Origin of the sequence: Vibrio sp. D3 (genome assembly GCF_043995865.1) — a bacterium.
Lineage (GTDB): Bacteria > Pseudomonadota > Gammaproteobacteria > Enterobacterales > Vibrionaceae > Vibrio > Vibrio diabolicus.
On record NZ_CP171887.1, the window covers coordinates 2912530 to 2934564 of the forward strand.

Consider the following 22035-nt stretch of genomic DNA (forward strand, 5'->3'; position numbering starts at 1 on the left):
ATTATTTATATACTACTTGCCTGCTGAGAGCTCATAAATCCAATCATACCAGCTCCAGCCATGATGGGACTCCCCATCTCTCTAGGTGATAAACGGCTTTAAGGTGACAGGACCAACATTGTTGGTGCTACTTATACATTAAAAAACTCAAGTGCCAGAAAGAGCACAGCTGAAAGTATAAGTAGCTTGTTTACAAGTTTATTGACCATTTGGATTGAAGACATGTCATTACCACACGTAATCTTAACTGTTCTTAGCACTCGCGACGCAACCGGTTACGATATCACTAAAGAATTCTCTGCTAGCATCGGTTACTTCTGGAAAGCAAGCCACCAACAAGTGTACCGTGAACTCAATAAAATGGCCGAGAAAGAGCTGGTTACTTGCGTATTAGAACCCCAAGAAGGCAAACCAGACCGTAAGGTTTACTCCATCACAGATGCTGGTCGCAGCGCTTTAGGAGAATGGTTTGATCAACCAACTGCACACCCGACTGTTCGTGATGAATTTTCAGCGAAATTGATGGCATGTGCCGTTCAACCATCAACACCTTTCCGTGATCAACTCGCCGAACTGGTTGAAGAGTCTCGCAAACTGGTTTCTCACTACAAAGAAATTGAAGCGGCTTACTACGCAACGCCGTCAACTTTAGACAAACAAGCTCGCCTAGAGCGTTTAACGCTTCGTCGTAACCTACTGTTACGTGAAACGTGGATCACGTGGGCTGAAGAAGTCCTAACAGAACTTGAAGTGATTGGTTAATTTCCTTTTACTTTGATACAACGAAAAAGGCTTGCCACTCGGCAAGCCTTTTGTCTTTTTGAAACCCGGTCGATTTATGCACCTACTGCAACGCGAGGACGAACGCCTAGCGTATGACATAAAGCGTAAGTCATCTCTGCACGGTTTAGGGTGTAGAAGTGGAAATCCTTAACGCCTTCACGACTAAGTACGCGCACCATATCAATAGCTTGGCTAGCTCCTACAAGCTGACGAGTCACCGGATCATCATCCAAGCCTTCGAACTGTTTACTCATCCAGCCTGGTACTTTCACATTGTTCTGCGCAGCAAAGCGAGAGGCTTGCTTAAAGTTCGACACTGGCAAAATACCAGGAACAATTTCCACATCAATTCCTGCCGCCACACAGCGATCGCGGAAACGAAGGTAAGACTCAACATCAAAAAAGAACTGAGTAATTGCACGGTTTGCGCCTGCATCAACCTTACGTTTTAGGTTCAATAAGTCAGACTGCGCACTTTTAGCTTCAGGGTGAACCTCAGGAAACGCGGCTACTGAGATATCAAAATCGTGACGTGATTTCAGCAGCTCAACCAGATCCGAGGCATACATGTCAGGCGCACCGCCACCAGGAGGAATATCACCACGCAGAGCAACGATATTTTCAATACCATTATTCCAGTAATCATCGGCAATATTAATTAACTCTTCGCGAGTCGCATCAATACAAGTGAGGTGAGGAGCAGCAACCAATCCGGTTGTTGCTTTGATTTCTTTAATGATGGAGTGCGTTCTGTCACGCTCGCCAGAGTTAGCGCCGTAAGTCACAGAAACAAATTTAGGTTGGAGCGTTTTAAGACGGTGCACTGAATTCCAGAGTGTCTCTTCCATCTTCGCGCTGCTTGGTGGAAAAAACTCAAATGATACATTGATGTTGTCTGACAACTCAGCAATATTCTGGTTCAAGGCGTCAATATGGCCTGCGTGCGTGTATCCCATCTTACTCTCCCTGTGGCACTCCGCCACGAAAACAAATTCCTTAAATCGACGTTTAGACGTCTATATGTCTACAGAATGTATTGAATACGATTTAATGTCAACCTTGTAATTATGAATTTTTCTCAAGTTAATAATGAGGATAGTTCAAGTTATTACTTGAACGTTATTTCACCACTTATCACAAGCCGATACTTCAGTATGGCACTGAAGGAAAAATAAAAAACCCTGGTCGGGTTCCAGGGTTTTAGGTATCTCGCAACTTTAGAATAAACCGGCTAATCGGTTGAGGTCGGATTGAATCGCGCCGGCTGTCACTTCTCTTCCTGCGCCAGGCCCTCGAATAACGAGTGGGTTATCTTTGTACCACTTACTTTCAATGGCAAAAATGTTGTCGCACGGCAGTAGGTTGGCGAGCGCATGTTCACGAGATAACGCTTCTACTCCCACCGTCGCTTTACCATTTTTTTCTAAACGAGCAACGTAGCGAAGCACTTGGTCGTTTCTCTGTGCTTTTGTCAGGCGCTCTTGCAGTATTTCACTCAACAGCCCTCCGTTATCGAAGAAGTCATCGATGCTAAGTTCTCTTAATTCTTCTGGTACCAGAGATTCAACCTTAACGCTGCCCGGCTCAATATCGAGACCAGACTCTCGAGCCAAGATAACCAGCTTACGCATCACATCTGAACCATCTAAATCAGAACGAGGATCAGGCTCTGTTAAACCTTGCTGCCAAGCGAGGTCGACTAAATCATTAAATGGTACTGAGCCGTCAAATTGTTGGAATAACCATGATAACGTCCCTGAGAAAATACCCGATAGAGCAACGATCTCATCACCACTTTCACGTAGATCTCGCACGGTATGGTTTATTGGTAACCCCGCACCAACCGTCGCGTTGTACAGCCAGTAACGACCAATTTTAGCGAATGCATCTTGAACCTGATGGTAATACTGGCTATCTGCCGAACCCGCCACTTTGTTAGCGGAAATCAAATGAATGCCCTGCTGCGCAATTTCTACATAGCGCTGAGCTAAGTCTTTACTCGCTGTCACATCAAGCACTACGGCTTCATCGTAATTTTTTAGCGCTCCTAATTGAGTCAACCAAGACCCATCGTTTGCTAGGCTTTCATCATCAAATCGTTCAGCAACACTTGCTGCATCAATACCTTGTTCATCGAACCAGTAGGTTTGACTATCCACGACTGCGACAAGGTCAAAGCTCATGCCATGACGTTTTTCGAGTTCACCTTTTTGAGTTGCAAATAGATTTAACCAACTAGAACCAATGTTGCCCTTGCCACATAAAGCCACCGCCACGCGCTTTTGCGCTTGGAACAACTGGCTATGAATCGTTTGAACCAACACTTCGGTATCAGTACGACGCAAAACGGCGACTAAACTCAGCCCCGACTCAGTTTCAGAAATAAATTCAACCGGAGAGTGTTTTAACTTCTGATAAAAACCAAAACAATGGTTGGCGTTTTTCGTAACGCCAGCGCCTACCGCCGCTAAGAGAGAGTAGCCTTCTTTGAGCTTAATCTCCGCTTCAACCGCAAGCTCTTGTAAGTGTTTCAGTGCGCCACCGGCAATTTCTGCGGTATACGCCAAGCGCAACGTGTGTTGATCGGGCTGTGCCTCAAATGCCAATGGCTCCAATTGCGCTCGCTGCAACGCTTGTAATACATCATTCTGTGTTTTTTCGAAGTCGTGCCCATGCATGAAAGACAGCTGCACCAATAAAACATCATCCAGCGAGGTAATAATTTTAGCGCCACGGCCAGACGCTAAGACACGCTCAATACGAGTAGAGCCCGATTCCGGCAGATAGCTACACTTGAGGTTGAGATCCATAGTACTTTGCGCCACAGGCTGAAGTGTACGACTGTGTAGGACTGGGGCGGCTAAACGGGCGAGTTCGCTGGCTTCATCCAATCGAAGTAACGGTAACAGACACGCGTCTGCCACCAAACGCGGATCGGCACTATAGACACCGGCAACGTCACTCCAAATGGTGACTGTGCTCACTTCAGCCAGAGCACCAATGACAGTTGCAGAATAGTCAGAGCCATTACGACCAAGTAAAATGGTTTCGCCCGCCTCGTTCTGAGCCATAAAGCCAGTAATTACCACACGTTTATGATTGTGTTGCGCGAGAACTTCTTTTATCAAAGGATATGAACGAGCGCGATCAACTTCAGGTTGAGTCCCGGCTTCCGCACGTAAAAACGCTCGTGCATCTTGTGCGACAGCGGGGATAGAACGTTGAGATAATAACGCGGCCAATAGGCGAGCAGACCAAACTTCTCCGTGTCCTAGTACCGCGGCTTTTTGCGCGCCAGTGAGTGGTGCTGTCAGCTCAGATAAGGTACTGAACTCATCATGCAGTAACGCTAATAGCTCTTCTTGTACTTCATTTTCCAACAAGTTTTCTATTAGCTCAGTTTGGAACTGTCTTAGGCTTTGAAGTGCTTCATGCGCGATTCGGCCATCTTTGTCTAACCCTTCTAGGAACTCAATCAAGCGGTTAGTGGTTTTTCCTGCCGCCGAAACGACCACAAGATCATTTTCCGTCGAATACTCCTTAAGAATATCCACAACGCGTAAATAGCATTCTGGGTTTGCTAAGCTACTGCCACCAAACTTATGCAGCTGACGTTGTACAGTCATTATTCTCGTCTCCTATTATTGGGCAGCTTTAGCGAATGCTTGCTCTAAATCCGTGATGAGATCTTGTGCATCTTCCAAGCCGACAGACAAACGCAATAGTTGATGTGACACCCCCGCTTCTGCCAGTGCTTCCTCTCCCATAGCTCGATGCGTCATGGATGCCGGATGACAAATCAAGCTTTCTACACCACCTAATGACTCGGCCAATGAAAACAGTTGGAGCTCTTTAACGAACACTTTTAACTGCTCAAACGAACCGGCAAACTCAAAGCTCAGCATAGAGCCAAAACCAGTTTGCTGCTTTTTAGCAATGTCATGACCCGGGTGCTCCGGCAGGCTTGGATGATAAATGGTTTTAACTAACGCTTGCTTCTGGAGATAAGCCAGTACCTGCTGTGAACTCTCTTCATGCACTCGCATGCGAGCACCAAGTGTACGAATGCCTCGCAACGTCATATAACTATCGAAAGGTGTGCCAGTCGCACCAATGCAATTGCCCCACCATGCAAGCTCTTCTGCATGCGCTTCTGTTTTGGTGATGATCACGCCACCAATCACGTCTGAATGACCGTTGATATACTTCGTTGTGGAGTGAATGACGAAATCTGCGCCCAAGTTCAAAGGCTTTTGGTACACGGGTGTCAAAAAGGTATTGTCCACCGCAACCAACGCGCCGACTTGTTTCGCTTTTTCACAGGTAGCTGCAATATCCACTACGCGAACCAGAGGGTTTGACGGAGTTTCTAGCAAAATGAGTTTTGGTTTTTGTGCTAATGCTGCATCCAAAGCTTGCTCGTCTGATTGATCGACAAACTGAACCTTAAAATCGCCTTTGTTGGCTCGGGTATTAAAAAGACGATAGGTGCCGCCATAACAATCGTGAGGAGCAATAATGAGATCATCAGGGCCAAGAAAAGCGGACACCCATAAATTTAATGCCGACGTACCGCAGTTCGTGACAACCGCTCCTTTTCCAGACTCGAGTTCAGATAACGCACTTTCCAACAGTCCGCGGTTTGGATTTCCAGATCGCGTGTAATCATACTTAGGTACTTCACCAAAAGCAGGAAAACCATAGTTAGTGGAAAGATAAATAGGTGGAACGACAGCGTGATATTGGCTGTCTGATTCAATACCAGTGCGTACTGCAATGGTCGCAGGTTTGCAAGAGCTCATGGGTGTATCCTTTCACGGGTAATGACTTCTAAATAGGAATGCGCTATATCTAATGAGTAAAATAAAGTGATCAACACGCTTCCTTTGCTGTTCTGTTCACTTTACTCGTCAAAAAATGAGACGTCAACACTTCTAGACGTCTATATGTCTTTGCTTATGGCGGTAAATGCAGCTAAAATCAGCACCTAAATTATTTTTAACCGATTACATAAATGAAGGTGTGCAATGGCTGACTGGAATGGCGAATACATTAGCCCATATGCAGAGCACGGCAAAAAAAGCGAACAAGTAAAAAAAATTACCGTCTCTATCCCGCTAAAAGTTTTAAAAGTGCTAACTGATGAGCGTACTCGCCGTCAGATCAATAACTTACGCCATGCAACCAATAGTGAATTACTATGCGAAGCATTTTTGCACGCGTACACAGGTCAGCCACTTCCAACAGATGAAGACCTTCGTAAAGACCGTCCAGATGATATTCCAACAGAAGTAAAAGCACTGATGACGGAAATGGGCATCGAATTTGAGTCGTTTGACGAAGAGTAAAAAAGCGAGACTGGAGGCTTCAGATAGCAATTCTTACCTCGAGCCAAAAGAATGATATAAAAAATGGGACGCAATTGCGTCCCATTTTTTGTACATCACATCTAATAGATATATTACTCTGCCATGTAGTTTTCAGGCATCTCGATACGAGCAACACCTGAATCAACTGCCGCCTGAGCCACAGCTTTTGCAACACGTGGTAGTAAACGTGAATCCATTGGTTTTGGAATGATGTAGTCTGCACCAAACTCAAGCTTATCGACGCCTGCGGCCTTCAATACAGTTTCAGGTACAGGCTCTTTTGCTAGCTCACGAATCGCCTCAACGGCTGCAAGTTTCATTTCATCATTGATTTCACTTGCGCGCACATCAAGAGCACCACGGAAGATGAATGGGAAACACAATACGTTGTTTACTTGGTTCGGGTAATCACTACGGCCAGTCCCCATGATCAAATCATCACGAACAGCGTGGGCAAGTTCCGGCTTAATTTCAGGATCTGGATTCGAACATGCAAATACGATTGGCTTATCTGCCATCAGCTTCAACGCTTCCGCTGGCAATAGGTTTGGACCAGATACACCTAGGAACAGATCCGCGCCTTCAATCACGTCTTCTAATGTGCGTTTGTCCGTGTTGTTTGCGAATAGCTGCTTGTATTCATTAAGATCATCACGACGAGTGTGGATCACACCTTTACGATCCAGCATGTAAATTTTTTCGCGCATTGCACCACATTTAATCAGCAGCTCCATACACGCAACGGCTGCAGCGCCAGCGCCAAGACAAACGATCGTTGAGTCTTCAAGCTTCTTACCTTGAAGTTCGATCGCGTTCAGCATGCCTGCCGCCGTTACAATCGCAGTACCGTGCTGATCATCGTGGAATACTGGTACATCACAACGCTCAATTAGACGCTTTTCAATCTCAAAACAATCTGGTGCTTTAATATCTTCAAGGTTGATACCACCAAAAGTGTCTGCAATGCTTGCAACAGTATCAACAAATTCATCGATCGTGCGGTGCTTAACTTCAATATCAATCGAGTCAAGGCCAGCAAAACGTTTAAACAGTAACGCTTTACCTTCCATCACTGGCTTAGATGCAAGTGGACCTAGGTTACCTAGACCTAAAATAGCGGTACCGTTAGAAATAACAGCAACCATGTTGCCTTTCGCTGTGTACTTGTACACGTTATCAGGGTTTTGTGCGATTTCACGCACTGGTTCTGCAACACCTGGGCTGTAAGCAAGGGCAAGATCACCCGCCGTTTCCGCAGGTTTTGTCAATTCGACAGCAATCTTCCCTGGAGTTGGATAAGCATGGTAATCCAATGCTTTTTGGCGATGTTCTTCTTCTGGAGTGGCTGCTTGGCGATTGTCTTCAGACATGGACGTTTCTCTTTTTTATTTTTAGGTAAGGGGGCATAAATTCTATCGGATAGAAATCAAACTTCATAGGCAAGATTGCGAGCAATATCCTTAAAAAGCCGATAATAAAAGAGATTAGACCAGATAGCGGGGATAAGCACCTGATTTTCGAGTCAGGTGCTCTTTTCTTCTTACAATTGAAGTGCGCAAAATCCTGGACGTTATTACTCTTCGTCTACGTATTGCGCTTGGAGGTAGTTCTCAATGCCAGACATTTCAATCAAGCCAAGTTGCGTCTCTAGCCAATCAACATGCTCTTCTTCATCTTCAAGAATATCTTGAAACAGATCGCGAGACACATAGTCTCGAATGTCTTCAGCATAGGCAATCGCATCTTTTAAATCTGGAATGGCGGCCATTTCAAGCTTTAAGTCACACTCGATCATTTCTTTAGTGTCTTCACCTATCATCAACTTGCCTAAATCTTGTAGATTCGGTAAGCCCTCAAGAAACAAAATACGCTCAATCAGATGATCGGCATGTTTCATCTCATCGATAGATTCGTGATATTCCTTATCTGCTAGGTGCTTTAACCCCCAGTCCTTATACATTCGAGCATGAAGAAAATACTGATTAATAGCGATGAGCTCATTTCCGAGCACTTTATTGAGATGTTGGATGATGATTGGATCGCCTTTCATGACAAAAACCTCCTCTTTAGCTTCATTTAAATGTAGAAGTAAATGAGAAGGTGTCAAAACGCTAGGCAAATAATTACTTAATTACCGCATGCTCACAGTAATTAGCTAGCTTGTTTGAATACCGTGTAACTGGTTTCCGTTAAAATATCCTTGGCCTGTCTGATGCACTTACCACATCGGCTACCCAATGCTGTGCATTTTTTGATTCCTTTAATATCCGTTACGCCTTCATCTATCGCCAACTTCCTAATTTTCTTGTCGGAGACCCCATGGCAAAGACAAACGTACATACTCAAAAACCTATTAAATTAACCTGTGGCAACCAATATAAACAAGAATAGTTCTTGTTACCAGTCGCATTGATAGGCCTGTTCAGAATATTTTGTTATATAGATTTGGTGACAGTAGGCAAAGATCAGAGGGTTAGGTGTTACGACTAAAGGTGTTGAAAAATAGAGCCGGTAATATTCTGTTTTTAAATTAAAAAATTAACGTATTTCCTACGAACACTTATAACCAAATATAATTTAGATATAAAAAAGGGAAGCCTAAGCTTCCCTTTCTCGATGCGCTTTCTTCATAAAGAAGAAGAATGCAAGATTTCGTTTAATTCGTTATGAATTAGTCGAAGATCTTAGCAACAACACCAGCACCTACTGTACGGCCACCTTCACGGATCGCGAAACGTAGACCTTCGTCCATTGCGATTGGTGCGATTAGCTCAACAGTCATCTGTACGTTGTCACCTGGCATTACCATTTCTACGCCTTCTGGTAGCTGGATGTCACCAGTTACGTCAGTTGTACGGAAGTAGAACTGTGGACGGTAGCCTTTGAAGAATGGAGTGTGACGACCACCTTCATCTTTAGACAGTACGTATACTTCTGATTCGAACTTAGTGTGTGGAGTGATTGAACCAGGCTTCGCTAGTACTTGACCACGTTCAACTTCGTCACGCTTAGTACCACGTAGAAGTGCACCAACGTTCTCACCTGCACGGCCTTCGTCTAGAAGCTTACGGAACATCTCAACACCAGTACATGTAGTAGTAGTAGTGTCTTTGATACCTACGATAGCAACTTCGTCACCTACAGTTAGGATACCACGCTCGATACGGCCAGTTACTACTGTACCACGACCTTGGATTGAGAATACGTCTTCGATAGGCATTAGGAATGGCTGATCTACCGCACGCTCTGGCTCAGGGATGTAAGTATCTAGAGCTTCAGCTAGTTCAACGATTTTCGCTTCCCACTGCTCTTCGCCGTTTAGTGCGCCTAGTGCAGAACCTTGGATAACTGGTAGGTCATCACCTGGGAAATCGTATTCAGATAGAAGTTCACGAACTTCCATTTCTACTAGTTCTAGTAGCTCTTCATCGTCAACCATGTCACATTTGTTCATGAATACGATGATGTATGGGATACCAACCTGACGGCCTAGTAGGATGTGCTCACGAGTTTGTGGCATTGGGCCATCTGTCGCAGCAACAACTAGGATACCACCGTCCATCTGTGCAGCACCAGTGATCATGTTCTTAACGTAGTCCGCGTGTCCTGGACAGTCAACGTGTGCGTAGTGACGAGTTGGAGTGTCGTACTCAACGTGAGAAGTTGCGATTGTGATACCGCGCTCACGCTCTTCTGGAGCGTTATCGATAGATGCGAAGTCTTTAGCTACACCGCCGTAAACTTTAGCAAGAGTAGTACAGATAGCTGCAGTTAGAGTTGTTTTACCGTGGTCAACGTGGCCGATAGTACCAACGTTAACGTGCGGTTTCGTACGTTCAAATTTTTCTTTAGACACGATCGTGTTCCTTCCTAGTTATGATTCGTCGTGATCATTATTGATCGACGACGCGCCAGAAATTGTTATTTTATGCGCCAACGCCCGTTAGCGCAATATTTGGACGCCCTGATCTCGCAAAAAGTCGTAAACTTTTTGTAGTTCAATCGTCAATTAGTAACCACGCTCTGCAATAATTTTATCTGCGAAGTTTTTCGGCACTTCAGCGTACTCGTGAAACTCCATAGAGTAAGACGCACGGCCTTGAGTTGCAGAACGTAGATCAGTTGCGTAACCGAACATTTCAGATAGTGGTACTTGAGCACGGATGATCTTAAGACCAGCCACACCTTCGTCCATGCCTTCAATGATACCGCGACGACGGTTTAGGTCACCAACAACGTCACCCATCCAGTCTTCCGGAGTGGTTACTTCGACATTCATCATTGGTTCTAGAATCACAGGTTGTGCTTCTAGTGCACCTTTCTTGAATGCCATCGAGCCAGCGATCTTAAACGCCATCTCGCTTGAGTCTACATCGTGGTAAGAACCATCAAATAGTGTAGCTTTAATATCTAGTACAGGGTAACCCGCTAGAACACCACTATTCATTTGTTCCTCGATACCTTTCGATACCGAACTGATGTATTCCTTAGGAATCACACCACCCACGATTTCGTCTACGAATACGAAACCTTCGCCAGGTTCAGAAGGCTCAAGTTTGACCCACACATGACCGTATTGACCACGACCACCTGATTGACGAACAAACTTACCTTCAACTTCCGCTTTACCACGAATGGTTTCACGGTAAGCAACCTGAGGTTTACCAACGTTACAATCAACGCTGAATTCACGCTTCATACGATCAACGATAATGTCTAGGTGAAGTTCACCCATACCTGAGATCAGAGTCTGACCTGATTCGTCGTCCGTTTCCACGCGGAATGATGGATCTTCCGCAGCCAGTTTACCTAGCGCGATAGCCATTTTCTCTTGGTCTGCCTTAGAACGAGGTTCTACAGCAATCTGAATAACTGGTTCAGGGAACTCCATGCGCTCTAGAATCACTTTGTGGTTCTGATCACACAATGTGTCACCTGTTGTTACGTCTTTCAGACCGATAGCAGCAGCGATATCACCAGCGCGAACTTCTTTCACTTCTTCACGCTTATTCGCATGCATCTGAACGATACGACCGAAACGCTCTTTCTTCTCTTTTACAGAGTTGTAAACAGCGTCGCCGGAGTTTACAACACCAGAGTAAACACGCATGAACGTTAGCGTACCCACGAATGGGTCAGTCGCGATCTTAAATGCTAGCGCAGAGAATGGTTCGTTGTCGTCAGCGTGACGCTCAACTTCATTTTCTCTTTCGTCAACACCTTTAATTGCAGGTACGTCAACTGGCGATGGCAAGAACTCGATCACTGCATCTAGTACCGCTTGAACACCTTTGTTCTTAAACGCACTACCACAAGTGGCCAATACGATTTCGTTGTTTAGTGTACGAGTACGTAGAGCTTGTTTGAGCTCAGCTTCAGTCAATTCACCTTCTTCAAGGTACTTGTCCATCAGCTCTTCGCTAGCTTCAGCAGCGGATTCAACCATGTGGTTGCGCCACTCTTCAGCAAGTTCGATCATGTCAGCTGGGATGTCTTCGTAAGTAAACGAAGTGCCTTGATCGGCTTCATTCCAGTTGATCATCTTCATCTTGATAAGGTCGATGACACCTCTGAACTCATCTTCTGCACCAACGTTCAGTTGGATTGGAACAGGGTTCGCACCAAGACGATTTTTAATTTGGTCCACAACGCGTAGGAAGTCTGCGCCCGCACGGTCCATCTTGTTTACAAATACCAAACGTGGAACGTGGTATTTGTCTGCTTGACGCCATACAGTTTCAGACTGAGGTTCAACACCAGATGAGCCACAGAACACAACCACAGCACCATCAAGTACACGAAGAGAACGCTCTACTTCGATAGTAAAGTCAACGTGTCCAGGGGTATCAATGATGTTTACGCGATGCTCAGGGAACTGTGCTTCCATACCACGCCAGAATGTAGTAGTCGCAGCGGATGTGATAGTGATACCACGTTCCTGCTCCTGCTCCATCCAGTCCATGGTTGCTGCACCATCGTGAACTTCGCCGATTTTGTGAGAAAGGCCAGTGTAGAACAGAATACGCTCAGTTGTGGTTGTTTTTCCTGCATCTACGTGAGCACAGATACCGATATTACGGTAGCGCTCAATAGGAGTTTTACGAGCCACGATTGTATCCTCTTACTAAGGTGTACCTTAGAGTATAGAAAAGTGCTGCGAGAGAACCTCGCAGCACAGAAGGTATTACCAGCGGTAATGAGCGAACGCTTTGTTTGCGTCAGCCATGCGGTGAACGTCTTCACGTTTCTTAACCGCAGTACCTTTGTTCTCAGACGCGTCTAGCATTTCAGCTGCTAGGCGTTGAGCCATAGATTTTTCACCACGCTTGCGCGCAGCTTCAACCAACCAACGCATAGCAAGTGCGTTACGGCGAACCGGACGTACTTCTACAGGTACTTGGTAAGTTGAACCACCAACACGGCGAGATTTAACCTCTACCGCAGGGCGTACGTTTTCAAGAGCTTCTTCAAAAATAGCTAAGTGGTCTTTACCAGACTTTTCAGCCATAGCATCTAGTGCAGTGTAAACGATTTTCTCTGCAGTAGATTTTTTACCGTCAACCATTAGGATGTTAACGAATTTTGCCAGCAATTCAGATTTGAATTTTGGATCTGGAAGGATCTTACGCTGACCAATGACGCGACGACGTGGCATGGATTTATCTCCGTTGTCTTCTTCAGGTTTTATCCAAAACTTTTCAGTTTTTTCAAAAAATTAAAAATAATTTAGTGTTTGGCCTTACTTAACGGAATCCATTAAGACTTAGGACGCTTCACACCGTACTTAGAACGACCTTGTTTACGGTCGTTAACGCCAGCACAGTCAAGTGCACCGCGAACAGTGTGGTAACGTACACCCGGAAGGTCTTTTACACGACCGCCACGGATTAGTACAACACTGTGCTCTTGAAGGTTGTGACCTTCACCGCCGATGTACGATGTAACTTCGAAGCCGTTTGTCAGACGTACACGACAAACTTTACGAAGTGCTGAGTTAGGTTTTTTAGGTGTAGTAGTGTAAACACGAGTACATACACCACGTTTTTGTGGGCACGCTTCTAGTGCAGGCACGTTGCTTTTAACAACTTGCTTTGCACGAGGCTTACGTACCAACTGGTTAATAGTTGCCATTAACTAGCTCCTGATTTACTTGAAAGTAAGCTTTGTGAAAAATCTATCCCCAACTACCATTGCAGTTAGGGACGCAAAATTCTATGCAGCAGTGAGAGGTGTGTCAAGAAATATACGGATCTTTTTTGTTCAATTAGGACAATTCATCCGTAAAGCTTTAGCGACAGTAAATCACGTTCAATCCCAAGTAAGCGATTTATCCTGTTTAACTGTGAGCTCAACGAAGCCTGAGTAATTCACGATCGTCAGTGATGGACTGATACGATTCGCAATACCGCGAGCGTGAATATCGCTCTCTAGCACAAATACACTGCGGTTTTTTAGGTGGGAAAACGCTTTATGCTGCGAGTTAGCAGCGTACACGGCATCTTCTATAAGTAAGATGTCATCCTGTACATTACATAAGGGCATGGCGTCTTCTAGAGCGGAGACCGTTTTTATAATATGTAGCATAACTTCCTCAGAACGACAGTAGCTTGCCAGCGTGTTGCAACTTATCTTTGAGCTGCTCTGAGCTTAACGCTTGAGCTTCAATGACTAAATCCGCTTGAGCCAAACCTCGCTGAGCTAATGACTCTGAGCACACAAAGACTTGTTCGATATCGTATAAATCGAAAAGCTTCAGCATCGGCGCATAATCTTTGCTCAAGATCTTACTCGGTTCTTGCCCTAGTAGAAGCTGGTAAACCCCATCTCCCATGAAAATGACGCTGATATCTTCACAGTAAGCCGACGCGGCTAACAGTGCATCCACACCTTCACGACCAGCCGCACTGCCATGCGGTGCGCTACGAAATAGATAAGTTAGCTGACTCAAAACTGTACCACTCTGTCTTGGGTTAACATCGCTTCGGCTAAGCTACCTAAGCCGGCTTGCTCGAAACCTTCCGCTAGATTGCTCTGGACCAAACCATGTTGATTCGCTTCTTCTTCACTTACGATCCCGCGACGCAAAGCCGCAGCAACACAAGTTTCTAGACGAACACCATGCTCTTTTGCCAAAGATTGCCATGCCTTATTGAGATCAAATTCGTCGTTGGCAGGCACACTCAAAGCAGTACCATTGGTCACGCCCTCTTGATAAAAGAAAACGCTCACTAACTGATGGCCTTGCTCAATCACCGCCTTGGCGAACTGATAAGCACTGCGTGCTGACTGGCTACCGTAAACAGGACCGTTCACCACCAACGTGTAAGTCAGTTTACTCACTTTTCATCGTCCTCGGTTTTACGTTGACGAATGTATAAGTAGACGGTGTGCTTTGAAATGTTAAGACGATCTGCAACGCGGTTGATGGCATCTTTAATATCGAAGATGCCTTTGTCGTATAATTCCATCACGATTTGGCGATTCTTGGTGTTGTTCGATACGGATTTATCCGCATTGATCTCTTCGATGGTGCGTTCAACAGTTTGGTCCACCAGCTCTTCTACGTCACTAGCAAAGTTAACCGAGGAAGCCGCTTCTTTTGCTTCTTGCGTTGGCATGAAAGATTGAAGGACTTGCGAGAAGGGTGCGTCCAAGTTGACGTTGATACACAACAAACCAATCACGCGATTTTCACCATTACGAATGGCAACAGTGATCGACTTCATCAACACGCCACCTTTTGCACGGGTAAAGTACGAACGTGAGAAGTTGCGCTCCGAGCCTTCGATGTCTTTTAGCATTTTAAGCGCTAAATCAGTGATCGGTGAGCCGACTTGGCGACCCGTGTTTTCACCGTTAGCGATTTTAATTGCAGAGGTATTTAAGTCTTCTAGCGAGTGAAGAACGATTTCACAAAAGGGACCTATCAAGCTGGCAATACCATCAACGACCGCCTCATAAGATCTTAAAATGATTTTGTCGTGCTCGGTAAACGGCATCACGTTAACGGATTCCATTTCGAGCAACATCTCCGCGTTTATTGTTTCTGTAGTTGTCATAAGCCTTCGAGCGAAAAATCAACAAATTGGTGTAAGTTTATCAGAAAATTTGAAAATCAACCTAGCAAACTCACCAACTAGTGACCTAGAACAAAAAAGGCCCGTTAAACGGACCTTTTTCAATAACTTATCGCGGCTTATTGTTATTGCTCTGCGTTGTCGTTCTCGACTTTTAGCAGCTCAACTTCAAATACTAGCGTTGAGTTAGCAGGAATGCTTGGTGTGTCTTGATCACCGTATGCTAGCTCTGGCGGGATAACGAATTTGAATTTAGAACCCACAGGCATTAGCTGAACACCTTCTGTCCAACCTGGGATTACACGGTTAAGTGGGAATGTTGCAGGTTCACCACGATCGTAAGAGCTATCAAATTGCGTACCATCGATTAGCGTACCTTTGTAGTGTACTTGAACCGTATCAGTGTCTTTTGGCTTCTCGCCTTCAGCTGGAGTAATAACTTGGTATAGAAGACCTGTATCTGTCTTCACTACGCCTTCTTGCTTCTCGAACTCAGCACGGAAATCATCGCCAGCTTTTTTTGCTTCAGCTGCTTTCTCAGCTGCTTGTGCTTGCATCTTTTCAGCAACACGCTTATCTAGAGATTCTAGTGCTGCACGTGTTTCTTCTTCATTCAATTCAGCATTGCCTTTGAAGACGTCTTCGATACCTTTTAGTACCAAGTCTTTGTTAAGATTAATGCCGATTTCGCTTGGCTTGTCGATGCTTGTGCTTAGGTAGTTAGCAAATGAAACACCGATTGCGTATGCCGCTTTATCGTCGTCGGTTTTAAAGTGAACCGCTTTACCGGTTTCTGCTTGAACTTGTTCTGCTTGAGGTGCGGCTTCTGTTTTAGTTTCTTCTTTCTGACAACCTACCGCTAGCATAACTGTTGCAGCAAGTAGCGACACTTTTAAAACTGATTTCATTAAATTCTCCCAATAATGGCTTTGCCATTGGTTGTTGTGCACAAATCTTCTATGAGACTAGTGAAGACAATCGTTATACCAATATACTAGCTATATGTCTTAAGACACAAACCGGATTATTAGATGTGATGCAAAGAATTTCTCATTTATTCCTATATTTAATTGTCATCACCACGTTAAATGGTTGCTTTTTCGCCGAGCGTGAAGTGCAGCGTTGGCCGATAGAGCCTCAGGGTGCGACGAGCTTCGCACTTAGCAGAGATGGACGATTTGCTCTGCTCTATTCTCAGCAACACCATTTGATGTTGTGGGACCTAGAGCAAAATGAACAACTAGCCAACCTGGGTGAGCTCGATGCCGATGCCAACGTGGTATCCCATATTCGTATCTCAGACAATGGTCGCTATGCAGTCACAGCGAGCCAAATGAACTTCGCAGTTTGGGACTTAGGCTGGACGCAATCCAAAGGCCTTTGGTCTATTTCTGATGCGCTCATTCGCGACGTTGATATCACCAGTAACGGTGAACAAGTTCTGCTCGGGTTATCCAACGGTAAAGCAATTTACGTCAACTTAGTCACCGGACGTCGCTTGGAGTTCCTTGCGCACCGTGAAAAAGTCAATTCCGTCGCCATTTCTCCTAATGGCCGCTTCGCACTGACTGGTGGTAATGACTACAAAGCGTATTTGTGGGACACCGAAACCGGACAAGTGCTGCGGACCTTCGAACATGAACAACGGGTTGTTCGTGTTGCCCTGCAACGAGATGGCAAGTTAGCAATGACATCCGATGGCGGAAACCAAGCGGTAATTTGGGATTTAAAAACTGGACAAGAAGTCACACAGTTGAGCAGTTGGTCGCGCCAATTGATCTTCTCCACTGCGCGATTTTCTGATGACGGAACTCAGTTAGTGACAGGAACGCCTTCTGGCCGCGTTTCAATATGGGATACTCAAACCGGAAAACGGATTGGCGGATTTGAAGTTGAGCCAAAAAAAGACACTCGCCCTCCCCGTGCGGTCGTGTATGATGCAGCCTTTGATTCAAAACAACGCGTAATTACTGCTACTTCAGCAGGTATTGCCCAAGCTTGGCAGTTAGAGAACGGATCATGACAGAAAAAATCATTCAGCAATTGGAAGCACGCATTAATGACTTAGAATGTCAGCTTGCGTTCCAAGAACAGACTATTGAAGATCTGAACGGTGCCTTATCGCAGCAGCAACTGCAAATTACCAAGATGCTCGATCAGATGAAATATGTGGTAGGTAAAGTAAAAAATATGGACTCGTCGAATTTAGCCGATCCGTCAGAAGAAACCCCACCACCGCATTATTAAAATGCAGGCTCAAATAGCATAAAGCCCAGAACGTGTTCTGGGCTTTGTTGTATTGATTACTTAAGAGGCACTCAAGAGGAAGCTATTCGTCAGCGTAGATTTTGACGCTCAACTCGCCTTGAGTGTTGATGCCAGCTCGGTACATACCAGAGCTGTTCATCGCAAAGTGCAGCTCACCTTGCGCGTCAATTGCGATTAAACCGCCTTCGCCGCCCATCTCTTTCAGTTCCCCCTGAATAATATGCTCACAAGCAGTATGAATATCTTCTTGTAAGTAACGCATCCGCGCGGCGACGTCTTCTGCGACACGTTTACGGATAAAAAACTCACCGACACCCGTAGTCGAGACCGCGACGACGCCATTTTCGGCCACCGTGCCGCAGCCTATCAAAGCCGAATCCCCAACTCGATTGTATTGCTTATTCGTCACGCCACCCGTACTGGTAGCAGCGGCTAAGTTGCCTTGTTGGTCCAATGCCACCGCACCAACCGTACCGTGCTTACGATCATCTGGGTAACGAGATTCCGACAAAGCAAACTGTCCTTTCTCACGCATCGAAAGCAGTTGCTCATAACGGCGATCAGTAAAGAAGTAATCTTGCTCGGTATACTCATGGCCTTGTTCAAAAGCAAACTTCTCTGCGCCCTCACCCATCAACAACACGTGATTGCTGTTTCGCATCACGTCACGAGCGAGCTCAATTGGATTCTTGATATGACGAACACCAGCGACCGCGCCTGCGGCTTGGTTTCGACCATCCATGACAGAGGCGTCCATTTCGACCATTTCGTTATTGGTCAGCACCGAGCCTTTACCAGCATTAAAGTTAGGCGAGTCTTCCAACACTTTTACTGCAGCAACAACCGCATCCAAAGCGTCGCCGCCTTCCTCAAGAATTTGATGGCCGGCTTTTACCGACGCTTCCAAATCAGCCAAGATGGATTGCTGAAGTTCATTGCTCATCTGATCACGTAAAATGGTGCCTGCGCCACCATGAATCGCAATCGAGAAAGGTTTTGTCATCGCTTTTTCCATGAGTTGTTCTTTTCTTCTATGCACTACACCTTAGATAAACAAAAAGCGCAAGTTGAAACCTCAACTTGCGCTTTTCAAAGCTTTACTAGATAAGATTATCTAGTGAAGGAGCTTGTGATTAGTGAGAACCACAGCTACCGCCGCCACAGCAGCCTTCATCGTCGTGATCATGGTCATGGCCACAACCACCAGCTTGATGGATATGACCGTGTTCGATCTCTTCTGCTGTTGCTTCACGTGTAGACATAACTTCTACTTCGAAAGTTAGTGTTTGACCAGCTAGCATATGGTTACCGTCAACAACCACTTCGTTGCCGTCAACTTCTGTTACTTCTACAGGAATTGGACCTTGGTCAGTGTCAGCTAGGAAGCGCATGCCCACTTCGATTTGGTCAACGCCTTGGAATACATCCGCAGGAACGCGTTGTACTAGCGCATCGTTGTGCTCGCCGTAAGCTTCTTCAGGAGCTACCGTTACTGAGAACTTGTCGCCAGCCACTTTACCTTCAAGCTCTTTTTCAAGACCAGTGATTAGGTTGTTGTGACCGTGAAGGTAATCTAGAGGCGCTTCTGCAGTTGATTGATCAACAACGACACCGTCTTCCATCATTACTTTGTATGCAAGGCTTGCAACAACGTTCTTTTCAATTTTCATACTAACTCCAGGGAGATTAATTGACTTAACCTGAATGGGGTTAAGTACTGAGATATCTGGGTGTATTATGGGGATCAATTATCGAAGTTCAATTATTCCGGCTTAAAAATTCCGATCATTTCCTGATCTGAGTGTTTATTTTTCTCTACAGATTGCGGTTTACGCTGCTCAGTAAACTCACACTCGACACACTCAACTAACTCGATATTATTTTCAATCCACCAGCGCAGGGTATCTTGCTGGCTGCAATTTGGGCAGCTAGCGCTGGCAATAAAACGTTTCTTGATTTTCACGCTATTTCCTTAGCTTGAGTCTTGGCTCAAGTACTACTTCCAATGATTAGGTGACTGATGGTCGCTCTCCATCTCACGACCAAAAATTTCTTCTAGCTCTTTGCGTGCCTCTTTCGCTCTCTGAGCCAATTTCTTATCTTCATTGTGCTGAGGCAATAAGTCCTTAAGCATAGCATTATCTAACTTACGAAAATGTGCTTCTGCCCGCTTTGCTTGATAAGGGTGCATACCAAGTTCTACGAGCGCTTGACGACCGAGATCCAATGCCCCTAAAAATGTTTCACGAGAGTAATTCTCAACACCGTGGCTCATTAACTGATACGCCTCGACACGGCTTCTTGCTCGAGCTAGCAACTTAAGTTTCGGGAAGTGCACGCGGCAGATATCAACGATGGCCATCACCTCATCAGGTGAATCGGTACAAATGACCAATGCTTCTGCTTTATCTGCGCCAGCAGCCCGCAAAAGATCAATTTGGGTAGCATCGCCATAAAACACTTTGTAACCATACTTGCGCAGTAGGTGAATTTGGCTGGCATCACTTTCTAATACCGTCACTTTGATTTTATTGGCATACATTAAACGTCCGACGATCTGACCGAAACGTCCAAAGCCTGCAATGATCACACGTGGCCGACGATCCACTACTTTCGTGGTCATGCCCTCTTCTTCTTGATTCAGGGTATGAGCAAACCATTTTTTTTGTCCCATCAGCAAAAGTGGTGTCGTCACCATGGATAGACTGACCACCACCAACAAAAACGCCACTTGCTCTTTGGATAAAATGCCCTCTTGGCTCGCTGCGGTAAATATGACAAAGGCAAACTCACCACCTTGGCTTAAAATCGCGGCCATACGGCTTCTCGCTTTGGCTCCGACACGGGCAGCTCTCGCCAATGCATACAAAACCAAGCCCTTAACCACGACCAAAGCCACCACCGCGCCCAGAATCTCTAAAGGGTGTAATGCCAATAACCCCAAATTTACCGCCATGCCAACCGCGATGAAGAACAACCCCAACAACAAACCTTTAAAAGGCTCGATAGCGATTTCCAATTCATGTCGATACTCACTCTCAGCCAGCAGAACGCCGGCTAAGAAAGTCCCTAGAGCCATAGAAAGCCCGAGCTTTTGCATCACGACAGAAATCCCAAGCACGACCAATAGTGCGGCGACGGTAAAGAGCTCACGAACGCCGCTCATCACAACAAAACGAAACAGTGGACGTAACAAGAAATGGCCACCAATCAACAGGGCCACCACACTGCCTAATACCGTGAAGACATCCAACCAACTACCGCCACTCTGCCCGCCAGCAAGCAAGGGCAACATTGCCAACATTGGGATCACGGCAATATCTTGAAAGAGCAATACTGCAAAACCAGACTGACCCGTTTCGGTGCCATTGAGCCCTTGCTCTTCAATCACTTTAAGAGCAATTGCCGTCGAGGACAGCGCCAACCCCATCCCAATCACCAAACTCACTTGCATGCTTACGCCGAACATACTGACGACACTGCCGAGCACGGCGGTCGTAACCACCACCTGCGCGCCGCCTAAACCTAGAATCGGTCCTCGCATTTGCCACAGTTTTTTAGGATTTAGTTCAAGGCCGATCAAGAACAGTAACAACACGACCCCAAGTTCAGCAAAGTGCAAAATAGCATCAACATCACTGATTAAGCCAAGACCCCAAGGACCAATCAACACACCGGCAAGTAAATAACCTAAAACCGAGCCAAGTCCGAGACGCTGAGCAATCGGCACCGCGATAACCGCAGCCGAGAGAAAGACCACGCTACTTTGAAGAAACTCACTGGTTATCGCCATACTGACCTCCTTGGTCTGTTGCTTCCCAGTTTTCAAGTGGGTTGTTCAACCACCGACGATACAATTCGGCGTGCTCATACCGCTCAATATCCGAGACATTACGCGACCAATACAACACCAAAGGTTCAATCCAGTGCATTTGACACAAGGCGGCCGTCAGTTCAAACGGTTGTAAGATTTGCTCTAATGGATATTTGTTGTACCCCTTCGCGCTAAAGGCCTCTTCTTTCCCCCCCGTTGTAATCACACTGCGCCAGTATTTTCCCTCTAGTGCCGCCCCCCCGCCAAAAGCAAAACCTTTGCCCAGCACTCGGTCCAACCACTCTTTTAACAGGGCTGGGCATGAATACATATAAAGCGGGTGATGAAACACGATCACATCATGCGTGAGCAACAACTCATGTTCGTAATTCACATCAATAAAGAAGTCAGGGTAAACACCGTAAAGATCGTGCACAGTGACGTGTTCAAGCGACTGAGCTTTTTTAATCATCACTTGATTAGCAATCGAGTTATGTGGCTCTGGATGAGCATAAATGACCAGAACTCTTGGGAGAATAGACGGTGCAACAGCCAAATGGTCGTCCTTGTGGTTATTTTTATCCGTTATCAAATTGTTATACTTTTTTGTACAGCATAATGCAATTAAAGCGAATCAATCGACTTTTCCGGCCAATACCCCTACTATTCACCGCTAGATATATACCCAAGTGGCTTTAAAAACGATTGAAACCACTTCGCTATG

At 45.6% G+C, this 22035-nt stretch carries 24 protein-coding genes; 4 read left to right on the plus strand and 20 right to left on the minus strand.

The features are described 5' to 3' along the window. Positions 1–222 precede the first annotated feature (222 nt). On the plus strand, positions 223–762 hold the full coding sequence (locus tag ACHFJ9_RS21475; RefSeq protein ID WP_005395734.1) for a PadR family transcriptional regulator: 540 nt from the start codon (positions 223–225) through the stop codon (positions 760–762). A 74-nt stretch (positions 763–836) separates the two neighbouring features. On the opposite strand, the gene metF is transcribed toward ACHFJ9_RS21475, so the two are convergent. The 3 genes from metF to ACHFJ9_RS21490 all read right to left on the minus strand — a co-directional run bounded on the left by metF (position 837) and on the right by ACHFJ9_RS21490 (position 5585). After that, positions 837–1739: a methylenetetrahydrofolate reductase gene (metF, locus tag ACHFJ9_RS21480; protein ID WP_012841345.1), complete on the minus strand. Its 903-nt coding sequence runs from the start codon at positions 1737–1739 to the stop codon at positions 837–839. A gap of 261 nt (positions 1740–2000) precedes the next feature. Continuing rightward, positions 2001–4409, minus strand: coding sequence for a bifunctional aspartate kinase/homoserine dehydrogenase II (locus tag ACHFJ9_RS21485; protein ID WP_176320552.1), 2409 nt, complete (start codon positions 4407–4409; stop codon positions 2001–2003). A gap of 15 nt (positions 4410–4424) precedes the next feature. After that, positions 4425–5585 carry an O-succinylhomoserine (thiol)-lyase gene (locus ACHFJ9_RS21490; protein ID WP_395356249.1) on the minus strand — a complete coding sequence of 387 codons (1161 nt, stop codon included), beginning with the start codon at positions 5583–5585 and terminating at the stop codon, positions 4425–4427. Positions 5586–5810: 225 nt separating this feature from the next. On the opposite strand from ACHFJ9_RS21490, the gene metJ reads away from it, so the two are divergent. Then, positions 5811–6131 carry a met regulon transcriptional regulator MetJ gene (gene metJ, locus ACHFJ9_RS21495; protein ID WP_005381353.1) on the plus strand — a complete coding sequence of 107 codons (321 nt, stop codon included), beginning with the start codon at positions 5811–5813 and terminating at the stop codon, positions 6129–6131. Positions 6132–6244: 113 nt separating this feature from the next. Here the strand turns inward: metJ and ACHFJ9_RS21500 are convergent, their stop codons facing one another. From ACHFJ9_RS21500 to fkpA, 12 genes are all read right to left on the minus strand, one after another. Next, the gene (locus ACHFJ9_RS21500; protein WP_006742766.1) at positions 6245–7522 is read right to left on the minus strand and encodes a malic enzyme-like NAD(P)-binding protein; all 1278 of its coding nucleotides are present in this window, start codon (positions 7520–7522) and stop codon (positions 6245–6247) included. Positions 7523–7725: 203 nt separating this feature from the next. Then, positions 7726–8202 (minus strand): bacterioferritin, encoded by a 477-nt coding sequence (gene bfr, locus ACHFJ9_RS21505; RefSeq protein ID WP_248382130.1) that lies wholly within the window; start codon positions 8200–8202, stop codon positions 7726–7728. Between the two features lie 101 nt (positions 8203–8303). Continuing rightward, complete coding sequence (locus tag ACHFJ9_RS21510; RefSeq protein WP_395356252.1) at positions 8304–8492, minus strand: (2Fe-2S)-binding protein; 189 nt, start codon at positions 8490–8492, stop codon at positions 8304–8306. A 331-nt stretch (positions 8493–8823) separates the two neighbouring features. Continuing rightward, positions 8824–10008, minus strand: a complete 1185-nt coding sequence (gene tuf / locus ACHFJ9_RS21515) for an elongation factor Tu (protein WP_012841343.1) — start codon at positions 10006–10008, stop codon at positions 8824–8826. A gap of 153 nt (positions 10009–10161) precedes the next feature. Beyond that, positions 10162–12261, minus strand: a complete 2100-nt coding sequence (fusA, locus tag ACHFJ9_RS21520) for an elongation factor G (RefSeq protein ID WP_005397643.1) — start codon at positions 12259–12261, stop codon at positions 10162–10164. Between the two features lie 75 nt (positions 12262–12336). Then, positions 12337–12807, minus strand: coding sequence for a 30S ribosomal protein S7 (rpsG, locus tag ACHFJ9_RS21525; RefSeq protein WP_005382796.1), 471 nt, complete (start codon positions 12805–12807; stop codon positions 12337–12339). Positions 12808–12908: 101 nt separating this feature from the next. Continuing rightward, the gene (gene rpsL / locus ACHFJ9_RS21530) at positions 12909–13283 is read right to left on the minus strand and encodes a 30S ribosomal protein S12 (RefSeq protein ID WP_004399892.1); all 375 of its coding nucleotides are present in this window, start codon (positions 13281–13283) and stop codon (positions 12909–12911) included. A 177-nt stretch (positions 13284–13460) separates the two neighbouring features. After that, positions 13461–13736 carry a sulfurtransferase complex subunit TusB gene (tusB, locus tag ACHFJ9_RS21535; protein ID WP_047010412.1) on the minus strand — a complete coding sequence of 92 codons (276 nt, stop codon included), beginning with the start codon at positions 13734–13736 and terminating at the stop codon, positions 13461–13463. A gap of 7 nt (positions 13737–13743) precedes the next feature. Further along, the gene (gene tusC / locus ACHFJ9_RS21540) at positions 13744–14100 is read right to left on the minus strand and encodes a sulfurtransferase complex subunit TusC (protein ID WP_005397648.1); all 357 of its coding nucleotides are present in this window, start codon (positions 14098–14100) and stop codon (positions 13744–13746) included. Continuing rightward, complete coding sequence (gene tusD, locus ACHFJ9_RS21545; protein WP_046874531.1) at positions 14097–14492, minus strand: sulfurtransferase complex subunit TusD; 396 nt, start codon at positions 14490–14492, stop codon at positions 14097–14099. The genes tusC and tusD overlap by 4 nt, the downstream gene beginning before the upstream one ends. Continuing rightward, entirely contained in the window at positions 14489–15211 is a 723-nt protein-coding gene (locus ACHFJ9_RS21550) for a transcriptional regulator (RefSeq protein ID WP_031780643.1), read from the minus strand. Before ACHFJ9_RS21550 ends, tusD begins: the two co-directional genes overlap by 4 nt. Before the next feature lie 143 nt (positions 15212–15354). Next, positions 15355–16137 (minus strand): FKBP-type peptidyl-prolyl cis-trans isomerase, encoded by a 783-nt coding sequence (gene fkpA / locus ACHFJ9_RS21555; protein ID WP_005397659.1) that lies wholly within the window; start codon positions 16135–16137, stop codon positions 15355–15357. Between the two features lie 128 nt (positions 16138–16265). On the opposite strand from fkpA, the gene ACHFJ9_RS21560 reads away from it, so the two are divergent. Continuing rightward, positions 16266–17252: a WD40 repeat domain-containing protein gene (locus tag ACHFJ9_RS21560; protein ID WP_012841340.1), complete on the plus strand. Its 987-nt coding sequence runs from the start codon at positions 16266–16268 to the stop codon at positions 17250–17252. Further along, on the plus strand, positions 17249–17476 hold the full coding sequence (locus tag ACHFJ9_RS21565; RefSeq protein ID WP_005381455.1) for a SlyX family protein: 228 nt from the start codon (positions 17249–17251) through the stop codon (positions 17474–17476). The genes ACHFJ9_RS21560 and ACHFJ9_RS21565 overlap by 4 nt, the downstream gene beginning before the upstream one ends. 82 nt (positions 17477–17558) lie before the next feature. Here ACHFJ9_RS21565 and ACHFJ9_RS21570 read toward each other — a convergent pair whose 3' ends face one another. The 5 genes from ACHFJ9_RS21570 to kefG all read right to left on the minus strand — a co-directional run bounded on the left by ACHFJ9_RS21570 (position 17559) and on the right by kefG (position 21867). Continuing rightward, positions 17559–18500, minus strand: coding sequence for an isoaspartyl peptidase/L-asparaginase family protein (locus ACHFJ9_RS21570; protein ID WP_395356261.1), 942 nt, complete (start codon positions 18498–18500; stop codon positions 17559–17561). Positions 18501–18630: 130 nt separating this feature from the next. Then, positions 18631–19167 (minus strand): peptidylprolyl isomerase, encoded by a 537-nt coding sequence (gene slyD, locus ACHFJ9_RS21575; protein ID WP_005397664.1) that lies wholly within the window; start codon positions 19165–19167, stop codon positions 18631–18633. Between the two features lie 92 nt (positions 19168–19259). Beyond that, positions 19260–19460: a YheV family putative zinc ribbon protein gene (locus ACHFJ9_RS21580; RefSeq protein WP_213962164.1), complete on the minus strand. Its 201-nt coding sequence runs from the start codon at positions 19458–19460 to the stop codon at positions 19260–19262. Between the two features lie 33 nt (positions 19461–19493). Then, complete coding sequence (gene kefB / locus ACHFJ9_RS21585) at positions 19494–21290, minus strand: glutathione-regulated potassium-efflux system protein KefB (RefSeq protein WP_046874533.1); 1797 nt, start codon at positions 21288–21290, stop codon at positions 19494–19496. Further along, the gene (gene kefG / locus ACHFJ9_RS21590; protein ID WP_257888962.1) at positions 21274–21867 is read right to left on the minus strand and encodes a glutathione-regulated potassium-efflux system ancillary protein KefG; all 594 of its coding nucleotides are present in this window, start codon (positions 21865–21867) and stop codon (positions 21274–21276) included. The genes kefB and kefG overlap by 17 nt, the downstream gene beginning before the upstream one ends. Between the last annotated feature and the right edge of the window lie 168 nt (positions 21868–22035).